The sequence below is a fragment of the Halospina denitrificans genome (genome assembly GCF_004364635.1).
GTDB classification, from domain to species: Bacteria; Pseudomonadota; Gammaproteobacteria; order Pseudomonadales; family Oleiphilaceae; genus Halospina; species Halospina denitrificans.
In genome coordinates, this window is the sequence record NZ_SOAX01000003.1 from 501,708 (window position 1) to 519,633 (window position 17,926).

Here is a 17,926-nt window from a genome sequence, read left to right on the forward strand (position 1 = left end):
GAAGCCAGGCCGGACGAGCCGGACGGAAAGGGAGCAGAGCAATGGAAGTGCGATTATCGAATTTTATTCGGGCGGAAATAGAGCCGATTCTTGAGGACTGGGAAGACTTTGCCGAAACCCTCCTTCATGCCCGTCATATGGACCAGATAGGGCTGCGCGACCATGCCAAGCACATGCTTCTGGTGATTGCCGACGATCTCGATATCCACCAGAGCGAGGCCGAACAGACCACGAAATCCAAAGGCCTGGGATCCGGAGCAGAAGGGGCGTCCTGGGCAGAGCTACACGGGGGAGATCGACAGACCAGCGGCTTCAGCGTCATGGAGACGGCTTCCGAGTTTCGGGCCCTGCGGGCGAGCGTGGTAAAGCACTGGGCCAACACTAACCCAACGGCTGCCGGACAGCAGATTGAAGAGCTTACGCGATTCCATGAAGCCATAGACCAGGCCGTCGCCGAATCGCTGGAGCAGTATACGATCTTGAAAGAGTTGGAGACCCGGCTGTTCGGAGCGGTTCTGGTCGCATCCCCCGATCCGATTTACGTGCTGGATCTTGAGGGCCGGTTTATCTATGCAAACCAGGCAACCGCGAGCCTTTTCGCTCTGAAGACCGAAGCGATCATCGGAAAGTCGACCTATGACTTCGGTTTTTCATTCGCCTCGAACTTCCAGCGCCATCTTCAAAAGGTGATTGCCAAACAGTCCACTTACCGGGGCCAGCTCACCCACACCTTTGCTTCTGGCCAGGGGGAACGATTCGAGTATCTTCTCGCGCCGGTGCTGGACGAGCATCAACACACCGAAGCGATTGTCTGCATTTTCCGGGATGTTACCGAACGGGCCCTCGCCGAGGAAAAAATATGGCACAACGCCCATCACGACCTCCTGACCGGGCTTCCGAATCGACGTCTTTTCCTGGATCGCCTGAACCAGGAGGTCAAACATGCAAAACGCAGCAGCCTGGCTCTTGCCGTGCTCTTCATGGATCTTGATGGTTTCAAGGAGGTCAATGACTCCCTCGGCCATGAAGTGGGCGACGCTTTACTGGCTGAGGTGGCAGAGCGGCTGTCTGATTGTGTCCGGGAGGACGATACGATCGCCCGACTGGGCGGTGATGAATTTACCATGATTCTCGCCGGTACCAAGGACCGTACGGATGTTGAGCGCGTGGTGCGGACTATTATTGATTCACTCGCTGTGCCCTTCCAAATCGCAGAAAAGCCTGTCCGGATTTCCGTCAGCATCGGGGTTTCGTTCTACCCCCGGGACGCATCTACGCCTGTCGCTATGCTACAAGCCGCGGATCAGGCCATGTATAAGGCCAAGGAATCCGGCTCCAACCACCTGTGCTTTTTCGATAGATCCGATAAGCCGGGCCGACATTCGGCCTGAACGATGCTTTGGAAGAGATCCAATGGTCATCCACATAGCCTGCTGACACGGGCATCCGCACCTCATGCAGGCATGGCATTCGCCCGGTTGTTGCGCGACCAGACACGGTGGTTCGACAGCGCCTTGACGAACGCCGGGAACACGTCGTCGACCTGATCACCCATGATCACGCCCTCGTCGTCCTTTGGAATTCCGGCGGCGTCGAGCAACTGCTGGCCGTCCGCCAACGCGACGATGACCTTCAGGTGCTTGTAGGCTTCCTGTAGATAGTAGCGGCCAAGGCCGGACTCACTCAGGCGCCTGGCGCTGTCCGCCCCACCGGCGACGATTACCGCATCCACTGCGACAGAGGGCAGCCCGTTGAGCATGGCGTCGCTGTCCACGTTGTCACCTCCTGTCCCAGCCACCGGCGCCATGGAGGGGGCAATGACCATTCCAGTGGCGCCCTCCTCCGACAGTTTCCTCCTGAGTTCCGTGACCTGCGCAACATCCACCCCATCGGCCGCCAGGATTGCGACCTTGCGGGTCCGGATGTTGCCCGGGAGCCGGTGCATAAGACTGAGGGGCGCCGATTCGACCTGGCTGCTGTAGCCCAGCTCCGCCGCCGGCGCGACCGGCTCGGAGGGCGCCTCGATGCCGTGGCCACGGCCCACGGCCTGGGCGAGCTCCACCGAGATGTTGGGCAGTATCCGCTGGATAACCCGTTCGCGGATATAGGGCCGTGCGACCTTGGACAGCTCGAAGGTATAGGCGGCGATGATGTGCTCTTTCTCCACATCGCTCTGGCTGTTCCAGAACAGCCGCGCCTGGGAGTAGTGGTCCGCGAAGGACGCACTGCGCGCGCGGATCTTGCTGCCGTCCACCCGCTCCTGAACGGTCTCAAACCCGCCCTGCGCCGGCGCGGACGGCGTCTGCGCCGGGTAGCCGCCGTCGATCGAGTTAGGCTCGTAGGACGCCTGGCCGGTGTTGATGGTCTGGCGGTGGGCGCTGTCGCGCTGGTTGTTGTGAAACGGGCATACCGGCTGGTTGATGGGGATTTCGTGAAAATTGGGGCCATGCAGTCGTAGCATCTGGGTATCGAGATAGGAGAACAACCGCCCCTGGAGCAACGGATCGTTGCTGAAGTCGATGCCCGGAACGATATGACCCGGGTTGAAGGCCACCTGCTCGGTCTCGGCGAAGAAGTTGTCCGGGTTACGGTTGAGCACCATCCGGCCGATGGGCTCCACCGGCACCTGCTCCTCGGGAATGAGCTTGGTCGGGTCGAGCAGGTCAAAATCAAAGTTGTGCTCGTCCTTTTCCTCTACGACCTGCACGCACAGCTCCCACTCCAGGGCGTCGCCGTTCTCAATATCGCTCCACATCTCGCGGCGGTTGAAGTCGGGGTCCCGGCCCCAGAGCTTCTGGGCCTCATCCCAGATCAGCGAGCAGGTACCAGCCACCGGTTTCCAGTGAAACTTCACGAAGCGCGATGCCTCAAGCCTGTCGATCAGGCGAAACGTGTGCACGCCGAAACCTTCCATGTACCGGAAGTGCCGGGGAAAGGCGCGATCCGACATGGTCCACAGCACTGTGTGGGTGGCCTCGGGCATCAGCGAGACGAAATCCCAGAAGGTGTCGTGGGCGGACTGGCCCTGGGGTATTTCATTGTGGGGCTCTGGCTTGACCGCATGCACGAAGTCCGGAAACTTGATCGCGTCCTGGATGAAGAATACCGGCATGTTGTTGCCCACCAGGTCCCAGTTGCCCTCGCTGGTATAGAACTTGGTCGCAAAGCCGCGCACGTCCCGCACGGTGTCGTTGGACCCACGCGAGCCCTGGACCGTGGAGAAGCGGGTGAAAACCGGCGTGCTCTGTTTGGGATCCTGGAACAGTGCCGCCTTGGAATACCGGGCGGCGTTCTCATAGGGCCGGAAGTATCCGTGAGCGGCCGATCCGCGCGCGTGCACGATTCGCTCTGGAATACGCTCGTTGTCAAAGTGATTGATCTTCTCCCGGAAGATGAAATCCTCCATGAGAGTGGCACCGCGCTCGCCCGTCTTCAGCGAATTGTGGTTGTCCGCAATGCGTACCCCATGGTTCGTGCGCAGGTCCTTGCCGTCGGCATTCGAGCGATAGCGGTCCAGTTTCTCATGCTTCTTATTTTTGTCCGACGAGGGATTATCCTCGGGGGGGCCTTCGTTCGGGGTGGTGTATGGATTCCTTGGCATCAGTGCTTCCTCCATTGCGTGTGACGTTGGATCATCCGGTGTGATTCCGGCGAACACGGTCGCAGGATTCAGGCACTGCGCCGACCAGACATGGGCTCAGCTGCACAGGGCATTGGTGCATTGAAGAATTCCTGGAAAGCCTGGACTACACCCTGCGATTGTTCGTGATGGGGAAAATGGCCACACCCCTCGAACACTTTCACTGTCGATACCCGGAATGTAAGCAACGCACCAGCAGTCGTCTGTACGTTAGCGCACTCTTTACCCACACCTGGTGCGTCATGAACTCCATCATTTCGTTGGCGAGGTGCTCTCGTGGTATGAATGGCGATGCCCCGAGACCGCGGTGATGAATGCCGGCGCGACCTCCGCCGCATTGGCGCTTTCCGCTAACAGGATGCCGTCGTCCTCATTCATGACTGGCCCCATTCCGGCCATTTTCAGCAACTCCCGTCCGGCACCCAAAGCGAGAATCGTTTTGCAGTGCCTGAAGATATCCTTTATGAACGCCATCGCATGCCCGTTACCTGCGAGCGCCTGGACGGCGTCGCTCCCATCGGGCACCACCAGCGCATCGAACAGCACGCCTGGTGAACTCTCCATCGACCTGTCCGCTTCAATTTCCTCACCGGACGAGGCAACGAACACACCGACCCGTGAACCCACGAAATGAACAACTGCACCCGCGTCGGTCAGCGCCCTATGGATGCTGGCGAGAGGTGCATGGTGGACGCCCTGCTCGACCAGCACGGCGATCTGACGCGTGCGGACACCGCGCTGGCCCGGCAACGCTTTCAATGACAACGCGGGAGAGACGGTCACCTCCGCCGGCTCCGGATCGGTGATGGCCTTCGGCATTGCATCGGGCACTTGCATGCCCAATCCGGAGGCGACATCTGCGGCCAGTTCCCGTGACACGTTCACCAGCGAGGAAAGCATCCGCTCACGGATGGCAGGCACTCCAACCCCGCGCAACTCGAGCCGGAATGCGGCTGCAATATGTGCTTTCTCGACAGCCGACTGGCTGTTGTAGAACAACGCGGCCTGCGCATAGTGCTCAGCGAATTTCTCCGACTTTCCGCAGACCCTGTCCTGGTCGTTGGTATCGGGGAACGGTTCGACCCCTGCTTTGCCGGCGATTCGCGCAATCTGCGTATCCGCATAGGAATGGCGTCGACCGGTGAGCAACGGGTGATGACAGAAGTCGATGCCCGGCACCATATGCGATTTGCAGAATGCAACCTGCTCGGTTTCCGCGAAGAAATGGTCCGGGTTGCGGTTCAGCACCATGCGCCCGACGGGCGTAATCGGCACGAGTTCCTCCGGCACTATTTTGGTCAAGTCGAGCACATCGAAGCTGAAGCCCTGGGCCTGCTCCTCGGTGAATATCTGCAGCCCCAGTTCCCACTCCGGGAATTCGCCCGACTCGATGGCTTCCCACAGATCACGACGATGAAAATCGGGGTCCGCGTCCGCGATTTTCACGGCTTCATCCCAGACCAGTGAATGGGTGCCCTGCAGCGGTTTCCAGTGGAACTTGCAGAATACCGATTCGCCCTGCTCGTTGATCAGGCGGAACGTGTGCACGCCAAAGCCTTGCATCATCCGGTAGCTGCGCGGTATCGCGCGATCCGACATCACCCACATCAGCATGTGCGTGGACTCCGGCATCAGCGAGACAAAATCCCAGAAGGTGTCATGGGGCGATTCGGCTCGCGATATGCCGTGATGGGGTGCCGGCTTGAGGTCGTAGACCAGATCGGGAAACTTCATCGCATCCTGGATGAAGAATACCGGCATATTATTTCCGACCAGATCCCAGTTGCCCTCGTCGGTACGGAACTTCACCGCAAAGCCACGTGCGTCGCGCGCCATGTCCTTCAAACCGCGTTCGCTGGCCCCCTTGGTAAAGCGCGCACTCACGGGCGTTCTCTTGCCTTTTTCGGCGAACGGGACCGCCCGGGTGTACTGGGCAAACGCGTCATAGGCTTCGAAGTATCCATGCGCTACTGAGCCGGGAGCATGGAGGATCCGCTCCGGAATGCGCTTGTGGTCAGAATGATCGCTTGGATCGACACGGACCCGACCGAACGGAAGAACGGTCGCACTCGTTCCTGACAACCGGGCCGGATTCCTTTTCGTAGCCATGGTTCCTCTCCGTGGAGGTGGGAAATGTGGGCAATCGAGATGCAGCTGAAACCTCTAGCCCTACTGATTTTCATGCCTCTGATGAAGGATGTCTGTGCGATAACGAACGCGGGCGCCGCGTTGTAGCTGCCCCGCTCTTTTCCGCTAAGTGTGGTAGCGCACAGACGCGCCGCCTGGAGTATCACTCAATAACGGCGTGTATTATCTGCCAGGGCGGTGCCTCCTATGACGGACGTGATTACCAGGAAAGCGAATACACTGAATGCGAGCGCCGGGAGGGCCGGGCAATCGGTTTCCCTGTCGGGGCGCTACAGCAAGGTGCGAGCCGACTCATCAGCGACTACCGCCCCTTCAATCCAGGTTTTTCCGTCTGTTCAATTCCTATTACAAGTCTGCCGGCGAGCACTGGGTGCAGGGCGAACGGGGCCAGCTGTCACGCCCTACCCTGGCCGGGATTGGGGTGGAAAGCTTCACAGACCCGCACGAGCGTTTTATCGACTCCCTATGGCAGGTGAACAAGCAGGTCAATCCAGGGAGTGGTTAATTGAGAATCCAGAAAAATACCTGTCGGAGATGACAAATGATCAGCAATACCGCAATTGTGGACGGAATTACCATGAGGTGGGAGGAGACCGGCGAAGGCATGCCAGTCATCCTTATACACGGGATTCCCACGTCTCCCGCGCTGTGGCGACATGTTGCGCCCCAGATTACCAGGGGACGCTGCCTTGCCTGGGAAATGGTCGGCTATGGCGCGTCCATTCCGGAGGGTCGTGATCGGGACATATCCATAGGGCGCCAAGCCGATTATCTCGTGAGCTGGCTTAAACACCTGGGAATCGAGCAGGCCATTTTCGTCGGGCATGATCTTGGCGGGGGCGTCGCCCAGATTGCCGCTGTCCGGAACCCCGGCTTGTGCCGCGGCTTATTTCTGACCAACGCGATTGGTTACGATTCCTGGCCGATCCCGAGCGTGAAGGCCATGCGCATGGCCGGACCGCTACTTCGGCATCTGCCCAATTCCGCATTCAAGCAGGTGATCCGGACGTTCCTTCAGCGTGGGCACGCCAACAGTGCTCGGGCGGAGGAAGCACTCGAAGCGCATTGGCCCCATTACAGGGAACATGACGGTGCGGCCGCCTTTGTCCGGCAGGCGAACTCCCTCAATGTACAGGACACGCTGGCCGTTGCGGGTGACCTGCCCAGGCTGGGAATACCTGCCCGCGTCGTCTGGGGCACCGCGGACCAGTTCCAGAAAATCGAATACGGCGAACGGTTTGCACAGGATCTTTCCACGCCGCTGCAGCGGATCGAAGGCGGAAAACACTTCACGCCGGAGGATCATCCGGGGATGATTGCTGACGGCATTAACCAACTTGTAGCGGACGTCACGGCCACCGAGATCATTGCTGACACCCGTAATGACAAGGACGTTGCCAGCAGTCTCTGACACTCTGATTCAGGATGGAAGCTCGTGAGCCACAACAACCCGGTTGCGGCCCGCCTCCTTGGCCTCATACAGGGCGTTATCACTGCGCCTGACCAGCTCTTCGGCATCGCTGCCCGGCCCCGGTATCTGGGAGGCGACGCCGAGACTGAGAGTGAACGCCAGCCGATGGTTCTCGGTTTCCACACGGTGGGCCTCTGCCCGACTGCGGATACGCTCAGCCAGATGCTCGGCGCCGGCAATGGCTGTGTTGGGTAACACGATGACGAATTCCTCGCCGCCGAAGCGGGCGAGGATATCCGAAGTACGCTGAACTTCTTCCTGTAACAGCTTTGCCAGTTCCACCAGACAGCGGTCACCCGCCATGTGGCCGTAGGTGTCATTGAGCAGCTTGAAATAGTCGATATCCATCATGATCATCGACAACGGAACCTGTTCCCGACAGGCCCGTTTCCATTCCCTGTGCAACTGACTGGTGAGATGGCGGCGATTGTAGACGCCGGTGAGCGGGTCCACGATGCTGAGCTGTTCCAGCTCTTCGTTGGCCGAGGCCAGTTGCTCCATCGTCTGGCGCAGTTCCAGGGTACGCTCTTCCACATGGCTTTCAAGTTCCGCGGCGTGGCGCTTCTGGTCCTCGATGGTCTGGCGCTGCAGGTGGGCGGTCATCTCCAAGGCCTCGTGCTCTGCCTCTGCCCGGGCGCGCATTGCCATGTTCAGCCGCATGGCCAGGCCGATGGACAGCAGAAAGCCCTCCAGCGCCGATCCGATCTGAAACACCAGGAACGGCCTGTTGTCACCGGGCAGCAGTGCCATGTGGGACAGCATAAGGGCAATGGCGCCAATAATGATGATGGTCCAGGCAAAGACATAGAAGCGGGCCTCCAGAATCCCCTTGTGCCAGGCTGCGATGCCGCTGTAGAGGAGCAAGCTGCCGCCGATCAGCAGGATGACTGAAATCAGCTTGAGGGTGGTAATGCTGGGCACAAAGAGAGCGTACAGGGCCATGATGCCCCACACCCAGAGCAGTACCGTCATGATGCGGAAAAGGGGTGGGTGGCAGGTCCTGAGAGAGAGAAACTCCCGCGTGAACAGGACACTCATGCCCGCCCCAGCGGCCATCATGACGATATAGGCGCGATCACTCCACCAGGGCCAGTCAGGCCACAGATACTGCTCGGCAAAGCCCTGGCGGATGAAAAACCACAGTCCAGTGGTGAGAATGAAACCAAAATAGTACAGGTAGGCCCGGTCCCGGATGCTGAAGAAGATCACCAGACTGGCCAGGGCGATGACCAGCATCAGACCGAAATAAGCGCCCTGGATGATGCGGTGAGTGAGCCGCTCGTTGATGTACGCATCCATGGGCATCAGCGTAAGCGGGATGCGCATGTGGGCGTGAGTCTCAACCCGCAGATAAGCCCGGTAGGCGGTCTCCGGCTTTAACGCCAGCGGAAAGGCGAAGGCGCTGTCCTCGATCGGGCGCTCGGAAAAGGGGTAGCGTTGGCCAGTACGGTAGTGAACCCGGGCCGGCGCCTCGTCCTCTTCATAGAGCCAGAGGTCGGCCCGGTTCAGGGACGCATTGTCGAGATGCAGCACCCAAGGCTGTCCGGATGCCTCATTCGGTCCTTCGAAGGCGACCCGCAACCAGACGGTGTCGCCGGTCAGGCCCAGATTCAGGGGCAGGGTTCGGCGCTGCCACTGGTCGGAAGAGGCCACATCGGCCGGGTCTGTCGATGGGTCGGCGGTCTGGAGCAGTTCCACGCTTTCCGGCAAAAGGGTTGGTTCGGCCGGAGGAGTGGCCCTGGCAGCGCCGTCCCGGAGTGTGACCAATGCGACCAGCACCAGCACCAGAACGACCAGGACAAACAGGCCCGGTAACAGCCTATGTCCACCCATCCGTGCCCACCATTCCATCGGCGCAGGCTGGGCGACCGTGGGCTTTCGCGGTAACAAGCGGACCATGGGCTTTTCGCTTTTGGCAGATTATTGACAGTAGCGTACGCATTAAAGGTCAATACAGCAAAAAGCCAACCTTTTCACAAATCACCGCTGTTTTTTCTCTGACAACCACCAGCAGATGAGTTGGATACTGCCCAGACCAAAGCTCGCGTTTCAACTTACGCTGAAAGCTCAACCCAATCGGAAAACTAAAGCGGCCGGCGCAGAGCCGGCCGCTTCAGGATCGATACCCTTAAAAGTTGTAACCCATCCCTATTGTGTAGGCCCAGATCGCGTCATCCTGAAACGCGTCAGTAGCCTCATCGGTGCTGCTGAACAGGAACTGATACTCAGCGCGGGCCAGGAGATAGGTCTTCTGCCGCACGTAGTACTTTATGCCAGTTTCCAGCCCAGCGAAGCCACTGTCCTTCACGCCGTCGCCGTAGACACCACCCAGGCTAGCGCCGAGAAAGGGCCGCGCGCGATCGGTTAGAAAGTGATGGTTGACGTAACCACGGGTTGAGCCGTTCCAGAAATCATCGGTCACGCCCTCACCACCGATATCGGCATAATTGACGCTTTGCCGGATACCGGCAGACATGGCATCGCTCAGATACCAACCAAGATCGCCCGACAGGCCGAGGCTGCCACCTTCAAAATCCTGATCGCTACTGCCGGTCCCTGAGATGGAAAATTCCCCTTCGCCCTCCTCCGGGCCGAATCCTGAGGATTGTGCGGATACTGCCATCGGCAGTGCACCGAGAAGGCAGAGTGTGATTGCCGCAATATTGAGTCTGATCATAATTAAGCTCCTTGCTTGCATTTTTTAGATTGCTTTCCGAAGTGCGCCATTAGTTAATGGGCGCGGACCGTGACGCGGCGGATACTTCGGCAGTCAAACCGACGCGAACGCACACCTACAGTATCGGTGCCGGGGCACTCAAGTGTCTGTACGCAACCGCACAAAGGGCGCTGAAAAGGGCTGTATGAGCAGAATCACCACCACCTTGACATCATCGGTTTGACAGTCAGCCCATGGATAATGATCGAGAGCACAACAACCACCAGCGTAAGGTGGATAAATTCCAGGGCCAGCTCTTCCCCCAGGCCAAAAACGATCGCGAACATCAGGTAATAGATCGAACCGATACCGCGCACCCCGAACCAGCCGATCAGCATCTGCAGTCGAAATGGCGTGCCAGAACCAAGCAGACCAATGTATACACTGACAGGGCGAATCACTGCGAACAGAACTAGCGCGAGACCAACGGCCCTGAAACTCCAGGAGTCCAGAAACAGCATCCCGCCCAGCAGCAGGACCAGCACCAGCTCGGACAATCGCTCCAGGGGTTCCTTGAAGACCAGTGAACCTTCGGACACGTGTCCGCTTTGCTGAAGCGCCGGTTCCTCGGGGGGAGCCGGCGCTTCCGGTGCCGCCTCAGCGTCTTCGGTTACCTCGCTGAGACCGGCCAGTGTCAGTTCCGATTGACGCAGCGAAACGGCCGCGACGAAAACGCCCAGAAATCCCCAGGCCTCGACCAGGAGACAGACACCATAGACCAGGCCGATCAGGCCCAGACCAAGAAAATCATCCAACAATAGGCCATCCCTGCTGAAGAAACGCTGTTTCCATACAACCCGGGCCAGCAAGTGCCCTATCACAAGCCCGACAACAAGGGCCCAGACCGTGGACCACAAAACGTCCTCCAGAATCCAGTCCCCAAGCAACCCGTAGCTGGGCGGAGCGCTGAGCATCGCCAGCCCCAGCACCACAAACGGAAAGGCACTGCCGTCATTCATGCCCGCTTCACTGGTCAGGGTAAACCGCAAAGGATCCTGATCGCCCATGTGCCGGGACTGCACAGCCGTGGCCAACACGGGATCGGTGGGCGCCAGAATGCCGCCCAGCAGAATAGCCGCACCCAGAGGCAAAGCGAGCAGGTAATAGCCAAACGCCGCCGTCAGTGCGACGCTGATTGTCATGGAAATGAATGCGAGTCGCGCAGGCGCACGCCATTCCTGCCACCTGAACGGAACGGGCATTTTCATGCCGGCAATAAACACCGACAGCAGAACCGCCAGTTCGGCAAGAACTTCCAGAAAATGCGCCTGTTCCAGCGGATTGAAATGGAAAGCGCCCAAAACAGTCGGACCGAGGACTATCCCAATAATCAGATAGACAAGGGACGATGTCAGATTAAAGCGCTGGAGGATCTGAAAGCGCAAACCCATCATGATCAACAGGGTACCGATCAGTACAAACCAGGCAGCGTTGGTCAAAGTTACTCCCCCAGACTCATGAGTGCTCAGTCAGCACAAACGTGACCGAAAAACTGGGATCCTTCTGTGCGCTAACCCACGGGGACCGTCCAACATTGCATAAACCGGCCATAAGGCCAAAGGAGAAAACGATGAACAAGGACACCATTGAAGGTAACTGAAGCGAGCTCAAGGGCGGCCTCGTCGTCCTCCCATAAGTCTGTTACCGCACAAACAGAAGCTGGCTGTTATTGATACAGTGCGACCAACTGACACTTTTGGAGTACTCTTAGAAAGTGAGTATCAGTTTCGCCAGGGCGTCGGGGGCCAGCCATGATCAGAATGCATGGAGAGTATCGCCGGCATTTGCGATCCGGGATCAGGGTCCCGGTGGTGCTGAAGTATGCCAATCACACCATTGAAGCCAGGACGCTGGACGTATCGGCCAGCGGGTTACGCCTGAAAAGGCCGGAGGCGGTGTATATCCGCCCTGGCGAGGTCATTAACGTCGACTTCCGCGACAAGGCCGACCTGAACGTAGCGGCCACAGTGGCGTACGCCGGCAAATCGCACATCGGTTTGGAGTTCTACGGCAAACGCTTTTCCGAATACGAACTGAGGGAACTCTACGACGTTGCCCCTTCCTGGCAACGCCTGAAAGCCAGAAGCAAGCGTGCACTCTGGATGAACAGTCGCCGTTTTGCGGTTTTCCTGGCCAATACCTACCTGCGCCGCCTCGTTCATGCCCTGGCCAGACCGCATTTTGTGTTTGCGGTGTACGGTAACAAGGAACAGGCCGGGGCCTATTTGACGCCCCGCACGGCGCAGCGTATGCCATCCAACCTGGTGCTTGGTTTCATTCGCAATCAGGACATGCGCGGCCTACTGGTGGCGTCGCAATTTATGGAGGACGAGTTAGAGGAAGATTCCGAAAAAGTTCGCCTTTACCTGGATCAATTGCAACGCGACTACCCGGATGTCCAGCGGATCGCCCTCGTCGGACGGCTCCCCAACTTCGCCATGAAAGCAGGTATCGAGATTACCGAACCTCTGGTGGAAGGGAGCCTGGGAACGCGATATATGATCTGGGACGTGGCGCGAAAAATGCTTGAGCGTCCCCAGTACTCCCAGCAAACCAGCATTGTCGTGCTGGGAGGCGCCGGGCGCATCGGCAATGCGGTATGTCAGGACCTCACCAGCTTATATGACAGGGTAATCGGGTTTGATCCTCGCTATGAGGAAGACCGGGAAATAGCCACTGACCGAGGTACGGTACTGCAGACCTCCTCACTATCCCATCTACGAGGCGAAAAGCTTTACATTGGTTTAACCACTCATGGCGATGTCGTACTGGAGTTCCAGCAACATATAAGCCCGGGGGCCTTGATCGCGGACGATACCCACCCCTGCATCAGTCTGAAGGCCCGGGAACGTCTGCTGGAAAGGCAGATCGCCGTGGAAAAGGTGGTGCTTTCGCACGACGAATTCATGATGTGGCCACGTATGCCGGCCTGGAGCAACCGAGCTATTCCAGGCTGTCTGGTCGAAGCTCTGGTTCTGCTTCGCCAGCCAGACATCGGGGAAGGCGACTTTTCCGCCTTTTGCCAGGAAGCCGAGTTTCTCGGCTTTACGGGCCGCCTGATCAGCCCGCTGGACGAATAGGATGAACAGGAATGCACCGTGATGAAACGCAACCTATGGGCAGCGGGATTGGTGGCAATATCCCTTCTATTCGCCCTTACCGTCAGTGGCAGGGAACTGACGGTCCAGGGAGACGCTGGCTATTACAACCTGAACAGTCACATCGATTATTTTCTGGACGATGATCCAACCCTTGCCCAAGCACTGCAACGCGAACAGTGGCAGGAAAAACACAATGACCGCGTACTGAACCTGGGGTTCACCGACCAGTCTGTATGGCTCAGGACCTCCCTGACAATCCCGGAACCCTTGACCCGCCAGTGGTACCTGGTGATTCCCTATCCACTTCTGGAGGAGGTGGATCTCTATATAGTGCGTGATGGGCAACAGCCAGCCGTCTACCACACCAGTCGCCAGGAGGCTGAAAACCGGCAAGAACAGGCAAACAGTTACCAGGTGGCCCTGCCGTTACCGCGTGACCTGAACGGCCAGGTGGAGTTGTTCCTGCGGGCACGGTCGGCGACGGCACTGCAGGTGCCGCTCGAGCTTTGGCGCGAGGACAGGCTGCTGGGTCAATTTTCCCTGGAGAGCCTCTATTGGGGCGTCTATTTTGGCGTGTTGTTTGCCTTGGTGATTTACAACCTGTTCCTGTTTCTCTCCCTCAGGGACCTGGCTTACGGCTATTACGTGCTGTACATCGGCTCGGTCAGCCTGGTGATGCTCTGCATCTCCGGGGTCGGGACCGCCTGGATCTGGGGCGGGCTGCCGTTGCTGCCCCGTTATGCCCTGCCCATCAGCACCGCACTTGCGTCTCTGTTTGCCTTGATGTTCGCACGCAGCTTTCTTAAATGGCGGAACATTTCTTCCCGCTGGGATCACAGCATGAAGATTGCCGCTGGACTGGCCGGGGGGCTTTTCGTCTACACTTGGGCCGATCCCATAGACGGTGCCCTGTTCGCCGGTCTGCTCAGTACCCTGGTACTTGTCCTGCTCATCGCCGTGGGGCTGGCCGCCCTTAAGGCCGGGGTCGCCATTGCCCGTTATTTCGTGCTGGCCTGGACGGCCTTTGCCCTGGGGGCCGCCCTGTATTTACTGAGCGTCTTTGATCTTCTGCCGGTAAACCTCGTCACCAACCATGCCCTGCAAGTCGGCTCCGTCGCAGAGCTATTGCTGCTTTCCTTTGCCCTGGCCCATCGCATCAAGGACGAACGGGCCCGCAAGCTGGCGGCGCTGCGCAAACAGCAGATGGCCGAACGACAGGTCCGGGATCTGGAAATGCAATCCATCGAACAGGCCATGCACGATTCAACCACCAGGATGCCCAACGCCTCCCTGCTCAATCAGCAGTTACAAACAATGATGAGTCAGCACAAGCGGGTTGCACTCACGCTGGTCCACTATCCACAGATCAAGGACATTGCTTCCAGCATGGGCCACAGCCTGGCAGAAGAAGTGTTCTGTGAGTTAATGGACAAGCTCAACCATACGCTGGCGAGGGTCGGCGGTGTGGTCTGCCTGGAAAGCCGCCAGCCCGCCTACATTGCGATTCCCGAATTCGGTTCAGCGGCATTCCTGATTGACCTCAAGCAGTTCGAAGGCCCATTGGAACCCTTCATCGCACAAGTGGTGGGCAATCATGAAGTCTCTGTCCATGCCGTCAGGCTGCCTGTCTTCATGAACCTACACTGCGGTGTGGCGGTTGCTCCGGAGGATGGCGACACCGCAGAAATCCTGTATCAACACGCCCTGGCGGCACGGGACCGCAGCGAGTCAAGCAAGGTTCCGGTGCAGGTCTATAACGACGAGATCTCCGATTTCGCGCGCCGCCGCCTGGATCTGCTGACGGCCCTGCCGCCGGCCATCGAGGCCGGGGAGCTGGAGCTTTACCTGCAACCGCAGATGAACAGCACCGGCCAGGAGCTGGTGGGCGCGGAAATCCTATTGCGTTGGCACAGCCCGCGTTTTGGGCCGGTGCCCACCGGGGAAGTGATCGAGATTGCAGAAAATGCCGGCTTGATCGACCTGCTATCGCGCTACATCGTGACCCAGGCCTGGAAAACCATGCAGGCGCTGCAGGAACGACAGCTGACCATTACCTGCAGCATCAACCTGTCAGTTCAGAACCTCACTGACAGTCACTTTGTGCCCTTTGCACTGGCCGGAATCAGGGAGCACGCCATTCCAATGAATCGCGTGATCTTCGAAGTGACGGAGACCTCCATGATGCACAACATGGAAGCCGTGATCGGGTCCCTGCTTCAGATTGCCAACAGCGGCTGCCACATTGCCCTGGATGATTTCGGCACGGGCTACTCTTCCCTCGCCTATCTGAGCCGCCTGCCCATCCACGAGCTGAAGATCGATGGTTGCTTCATAAGCCAGATGGTTTCCAGCCAGAATGACCGGGGAATTGTCCAGAACACCCTGAAACTGGCCCGCACCCTCAACCTGGAAGCCGTCGCCGAAGGCGTGGAGGACAATAACACCAGGGAACTTCTCAGCCAGCTGAGCTGCCACCGACAACAGGGCTACCTGTTTGCCAGGCCGATGCCGTTGGAAAAATTCTGCGATTGGGCAACAGCACAGCACCACTGAGCCCCATCGTCCTCCTATAGATCGCTGCAGACCCGGAAAACCATCAGTCTGTTACCGCACATACGGATCTTAACTGCTACTGATAAAGTTCAGCCAGAAGAAGTTTGTACAGAACCTCAATCGCCCAGATCCTGACGGTTCTAGATCATGGAGGAGCCCTTTCGCCATGAAACTGGCGCAATTTATCCAGACGAACATGAAGCAACTCCTTGAAGGCTGGGAAGAAGCTGCCCTGGAGATCGCCCCGGAATTGAAGGGCGAAAGCAGACGGGCGCTGAGGGACCATGCCCGGTCGATGCTCAAGTTCATATGCCAGGACCTCGCCACCTCCCAGACCAGGGACGAGTCAGTACGCAAAGCCCTTGGCAAAGACACAGCCCCCGCTTCGGGAGAGCATGCCCTGGACCGCGTCCAGCAGGGTCTTTCGATGTTCCAGATGGTGCAGGAGTTCCGGGCCCTGCGGGTTCGGGTTATCAAGGCCTGGAGCGATGAACAGCGGGGCCTCACCGGGAATGACATCGATGAGTTGGTGCGGTTCAACGAGGCCATTGACCAGTTGATTGCCAACTCGGTCTCCAGATTCTCAGCCCTCAAAGACCAGGGAACACGCCTGATCGAAACCATGCTGAAAGCCTCTCCCGACCCCGCCGCCATATTCACTCCCGACGGCATGTTCCTCTATATCAATACGGCGATGGCCGACCTGGTCAATGCGCCACCCCGGGACGTCATTGGGAGAACCCCGCGTGAGCTTGGACTGGACTTTGCCGCGGAGCTTCACGAGGAAATCACCACCACCGTCACCACCGCGGAATCGCTGCGCAGGCAGCTTCATTGCCGTTTACCTTCAGGCCGTGAGTTGGACTTTGACTGCCAACTTGTCCCGGTTTTCGATGATCAGAATAACGTTGAGGCTGTCGTCAAGACGTCCCTGGACATCACGGAGAGCAAACAGGCTGAATATCAGGTCTGGAAAACGGCCAATTTTGATTCGCTCACCAGCCTCCCCAATCGGCGTCTGTTCATGGACCGGCTTGAGCAGACCCTGCTGGAGGCCGAACGAAAGGGCACCTCCTTTGCAGTGCTGTTCATCGACCTGGACCGCTTCAAGCAAGCCAACGACCAGCTCGGCCACCGGGCTGGTGACCGGCTTCTGGCGCAGGTGGCCGAACGCATAAGCAGCCAGGTCCGTGGCATGGACACCGTGGCCCGTCTCGGCGGAGATGAGTTCACCCTGATCCTGAAGGAAACCGGCAGGGAGGGTGCGACAGAAGCCGCCAAGGCCCTCCTGACCCACCTCGAACGGGCGTTTCACGTTGATTCTCACGAGGTCAACCTTTCCGGAAGCATCGGGCTGACGCTATTCCCCGATGACGGCAAGGATGCCGACCAACTGGTGGACAACGCCGATCAGGCCATGTACGCCGCCAAGGAGCATGGAGGCCAACAGGTTCAGTCCTACGAACCCTGGATGGGACAAAGTGAATCAGAGGATAGACGGTGGAACAGGGAGCTGGAAGATGCTCTCAGGGAGAACCAACTGGAGGTTTACTACCAGCCTATAATCGACATCCGCACTGGTGCCATCTCCAGGGCAGAAGCATTGCTCCGATGGAATCATCCGTACAAGGGGCTGCTGACACCGACCGCCTTTCTCAGCATCACTGAGCAAAGCGGCCTGACGGACAGGATTACGGCCTACGTACTGGAGCAGGCGGTAACCTGCTCGCTCCAGTGGCACGACCTGAGTGACCAGCCTTTTCCAATCAACATCAACGAATCGCCGGCCTCCTTTGTTACCCGACGCCTTGTGGACCAATGGCAAGCGCGACTGACACAGATTGGCCTCGATGAGAGTTGGATCACCATGGAACTGACCCCCGCCTCCTTCAACAACATTCGTGCCTCCGGATTCAATCCGGTCAAAAACCTGGATCTGACCGGTTTGCGGCTACACCTGGCAATCGACGACTTTGGTGTCGAACCCTTCTCCCTGTTGGCGCTTCAGGAGTTCAGGATGGGCAGCGTCAAGGTAGACATCGATCTGATCAAGGATGCTGGCAAGGGTGGTGATGCCGACCGCATACTGGAGGCCATAATCGCTATGGCTCACGCGCTGAACGTCCGGGTGGTTGGCGTGGGCGTTGAGACGCACGAGCAACTGCAATTTCTCTCCCGTGCCGGCTGCGACTATGCCCAGGGCTACCTGTTCTCCAGGCCCCTGCGCCAGGACGATTTCGAGGCATTGCTGAAACGGGACAGCCAGGCAATGCTTTCTTAAAGGCATTCGGCTCAAG

General features: G+C 58.5%; 10 protein-coding genes. 5 read left to right on the forward strand and 5 right to left on the reverse strand.

All coding sequences use genetic code 11. The features are described 5' to 3' along the window. The first annotated feature begins 41 nt into the window (after positions 1–41). On the forward strand, positions 42–1,391 hold the full coding sequence (locus DES49_RS09280) for a GGDEF domain-containing protein (RefSeq protein ID WP_243864992.1): 1,350 nt from the start codon (positions 42–44) through the stop codon (positions 1,389–1,391). A gap of 62 nt (positions 1,392–1,453) precedes the next feature. On the opposite strand, the gene katE is transcribed toward DES49_RS09280, so the two are convergent. Together katE and DES49_RS09290 are read right to left on the reverse strand one after the other, a co-directional pair. After that, a complete protein-coding gene (katE, locus tag DES49_RS09285) occupies positions 1,454–3,601 on the reverse strand; it encodes a catalase HPII (protein WP_133736112.1) in 2,148 nt (715 codons plus the stop codon). Positions 3,602–3,892: 291 nt separating this feature from the next. Beyond that, entirely contained in the window at positions 3,893–5,749 is a 1,857-nt protein-coding gene (locus DES49_RS09290; protein WP_133736113.1) for a catalase, read from the reverse strand. Positions 5,750–6,329: 580 nt separating this feature from the next. Here DES49_RS09290 and DES49_RS09300 point away from each other — a divergent pair. Further along, the gene (locus tag DES49_RS09300) at positions 6,330–7,199 is read left to right on the forward strand and encodes an alpha/beta fold hydrolase (RefSeq protein WP_133736115.1); all 870 of its coding nucleotides are present in this window, start codon (positions 6,330–6,332) and stop codon (positions 7,197–7,199) included. Positions 7,200–7,208: 9 nt separating this feature from the next. Here the strand turns inward: DES49_RS09300 and DES49_RS09305 are convergent, their stop codons facing one another. From DES49_RS09305 to DES49_RS09315, 3 genes are all read right to left on the reverse strand, one after another. Continuing rightward, entirely contained in the window at positions 7,209–9,092 is a 1,884-nt protein-coding gene (locus tag DES49_RS09305; RefSeq protein ID WP_166646050.1) for a sensor domain-containing diguanylate cyclase, read from the reverse strand. Between the two features lie 295 nt (positions 9,093–9,387). Beyond that, complete coding sequence (locus DES49_RS09310) at positions 9,388–9,882, reverse strand: hypothetical protein (RefSeq protein ID WP_133736168.1); 495 nt, start codon at positions 9,880–9,882, stop codon at positions 9,388–9,390. Between the two features lie 248 nt (positions 9,883–10,130). Beyond that, complete coding sequence (locus DES49_RS09315; RefSeq protein ID WP_133736117.1) at positions 10,131–11,414, reverse strand: cation:proton antiporter; 1,284 nt, start codon at positions 11,412–11,414, stop codon at positions 10,131–10,133. A 312-nt stretch (positions 11,415–11,726) separates the two neighbouring features. On the opposite strand from DES49_RS09315, the gene DES49_RS09320 reads away from it, so the two are divergent. The 3 genes from DES49_RS09320 to DES49_RS09330 all read left to right on the forward strand — a co-directional run bounded on the left by DES49_RS09320 (position 11,727) and on the right by DES49_RS09330 (position 17,910). After that, positions 11,727–13,055 carry a PilZ domain-containing protein gene (locus tag DES49_RS09320; protein WP_133736118.1) on the forward strand — a complete coding sequence of 443 codons (1,329 nt, stop codon included), beginning with the start codon at positions 11,727–11,729 and terminating at the stop codon, positions 13,053–13,055. A 21-nt stretch (positions 13,056–13,076) separates the two neighbouring features. Further along, entirely contained in the window at positions 13,077–15,629 is a 2,553-nt protein-coding gene (locus DES49_RS09325; RefSeq protein ID WP_133736119.1) for an EAL domain-containing protein, read from the forward strand. 166 nt (positions 15,630–15,795) lie between these two features. Next, positions 15,796–17,910 carry an EAL domain-containing protein gene (locus tag DES49_RS09330; protein WP_133736120.1) on the forward strand — a complete coding sequence of 705 codons (2,115 nt, stop codon included), beginning with the start codon at positions 15,796–15,798 and terminating at the stop codon, positions 17,908–17,910. The last annotated feature ends 16 nt before the right edge of the window (positions 17,911–17,926 follow it).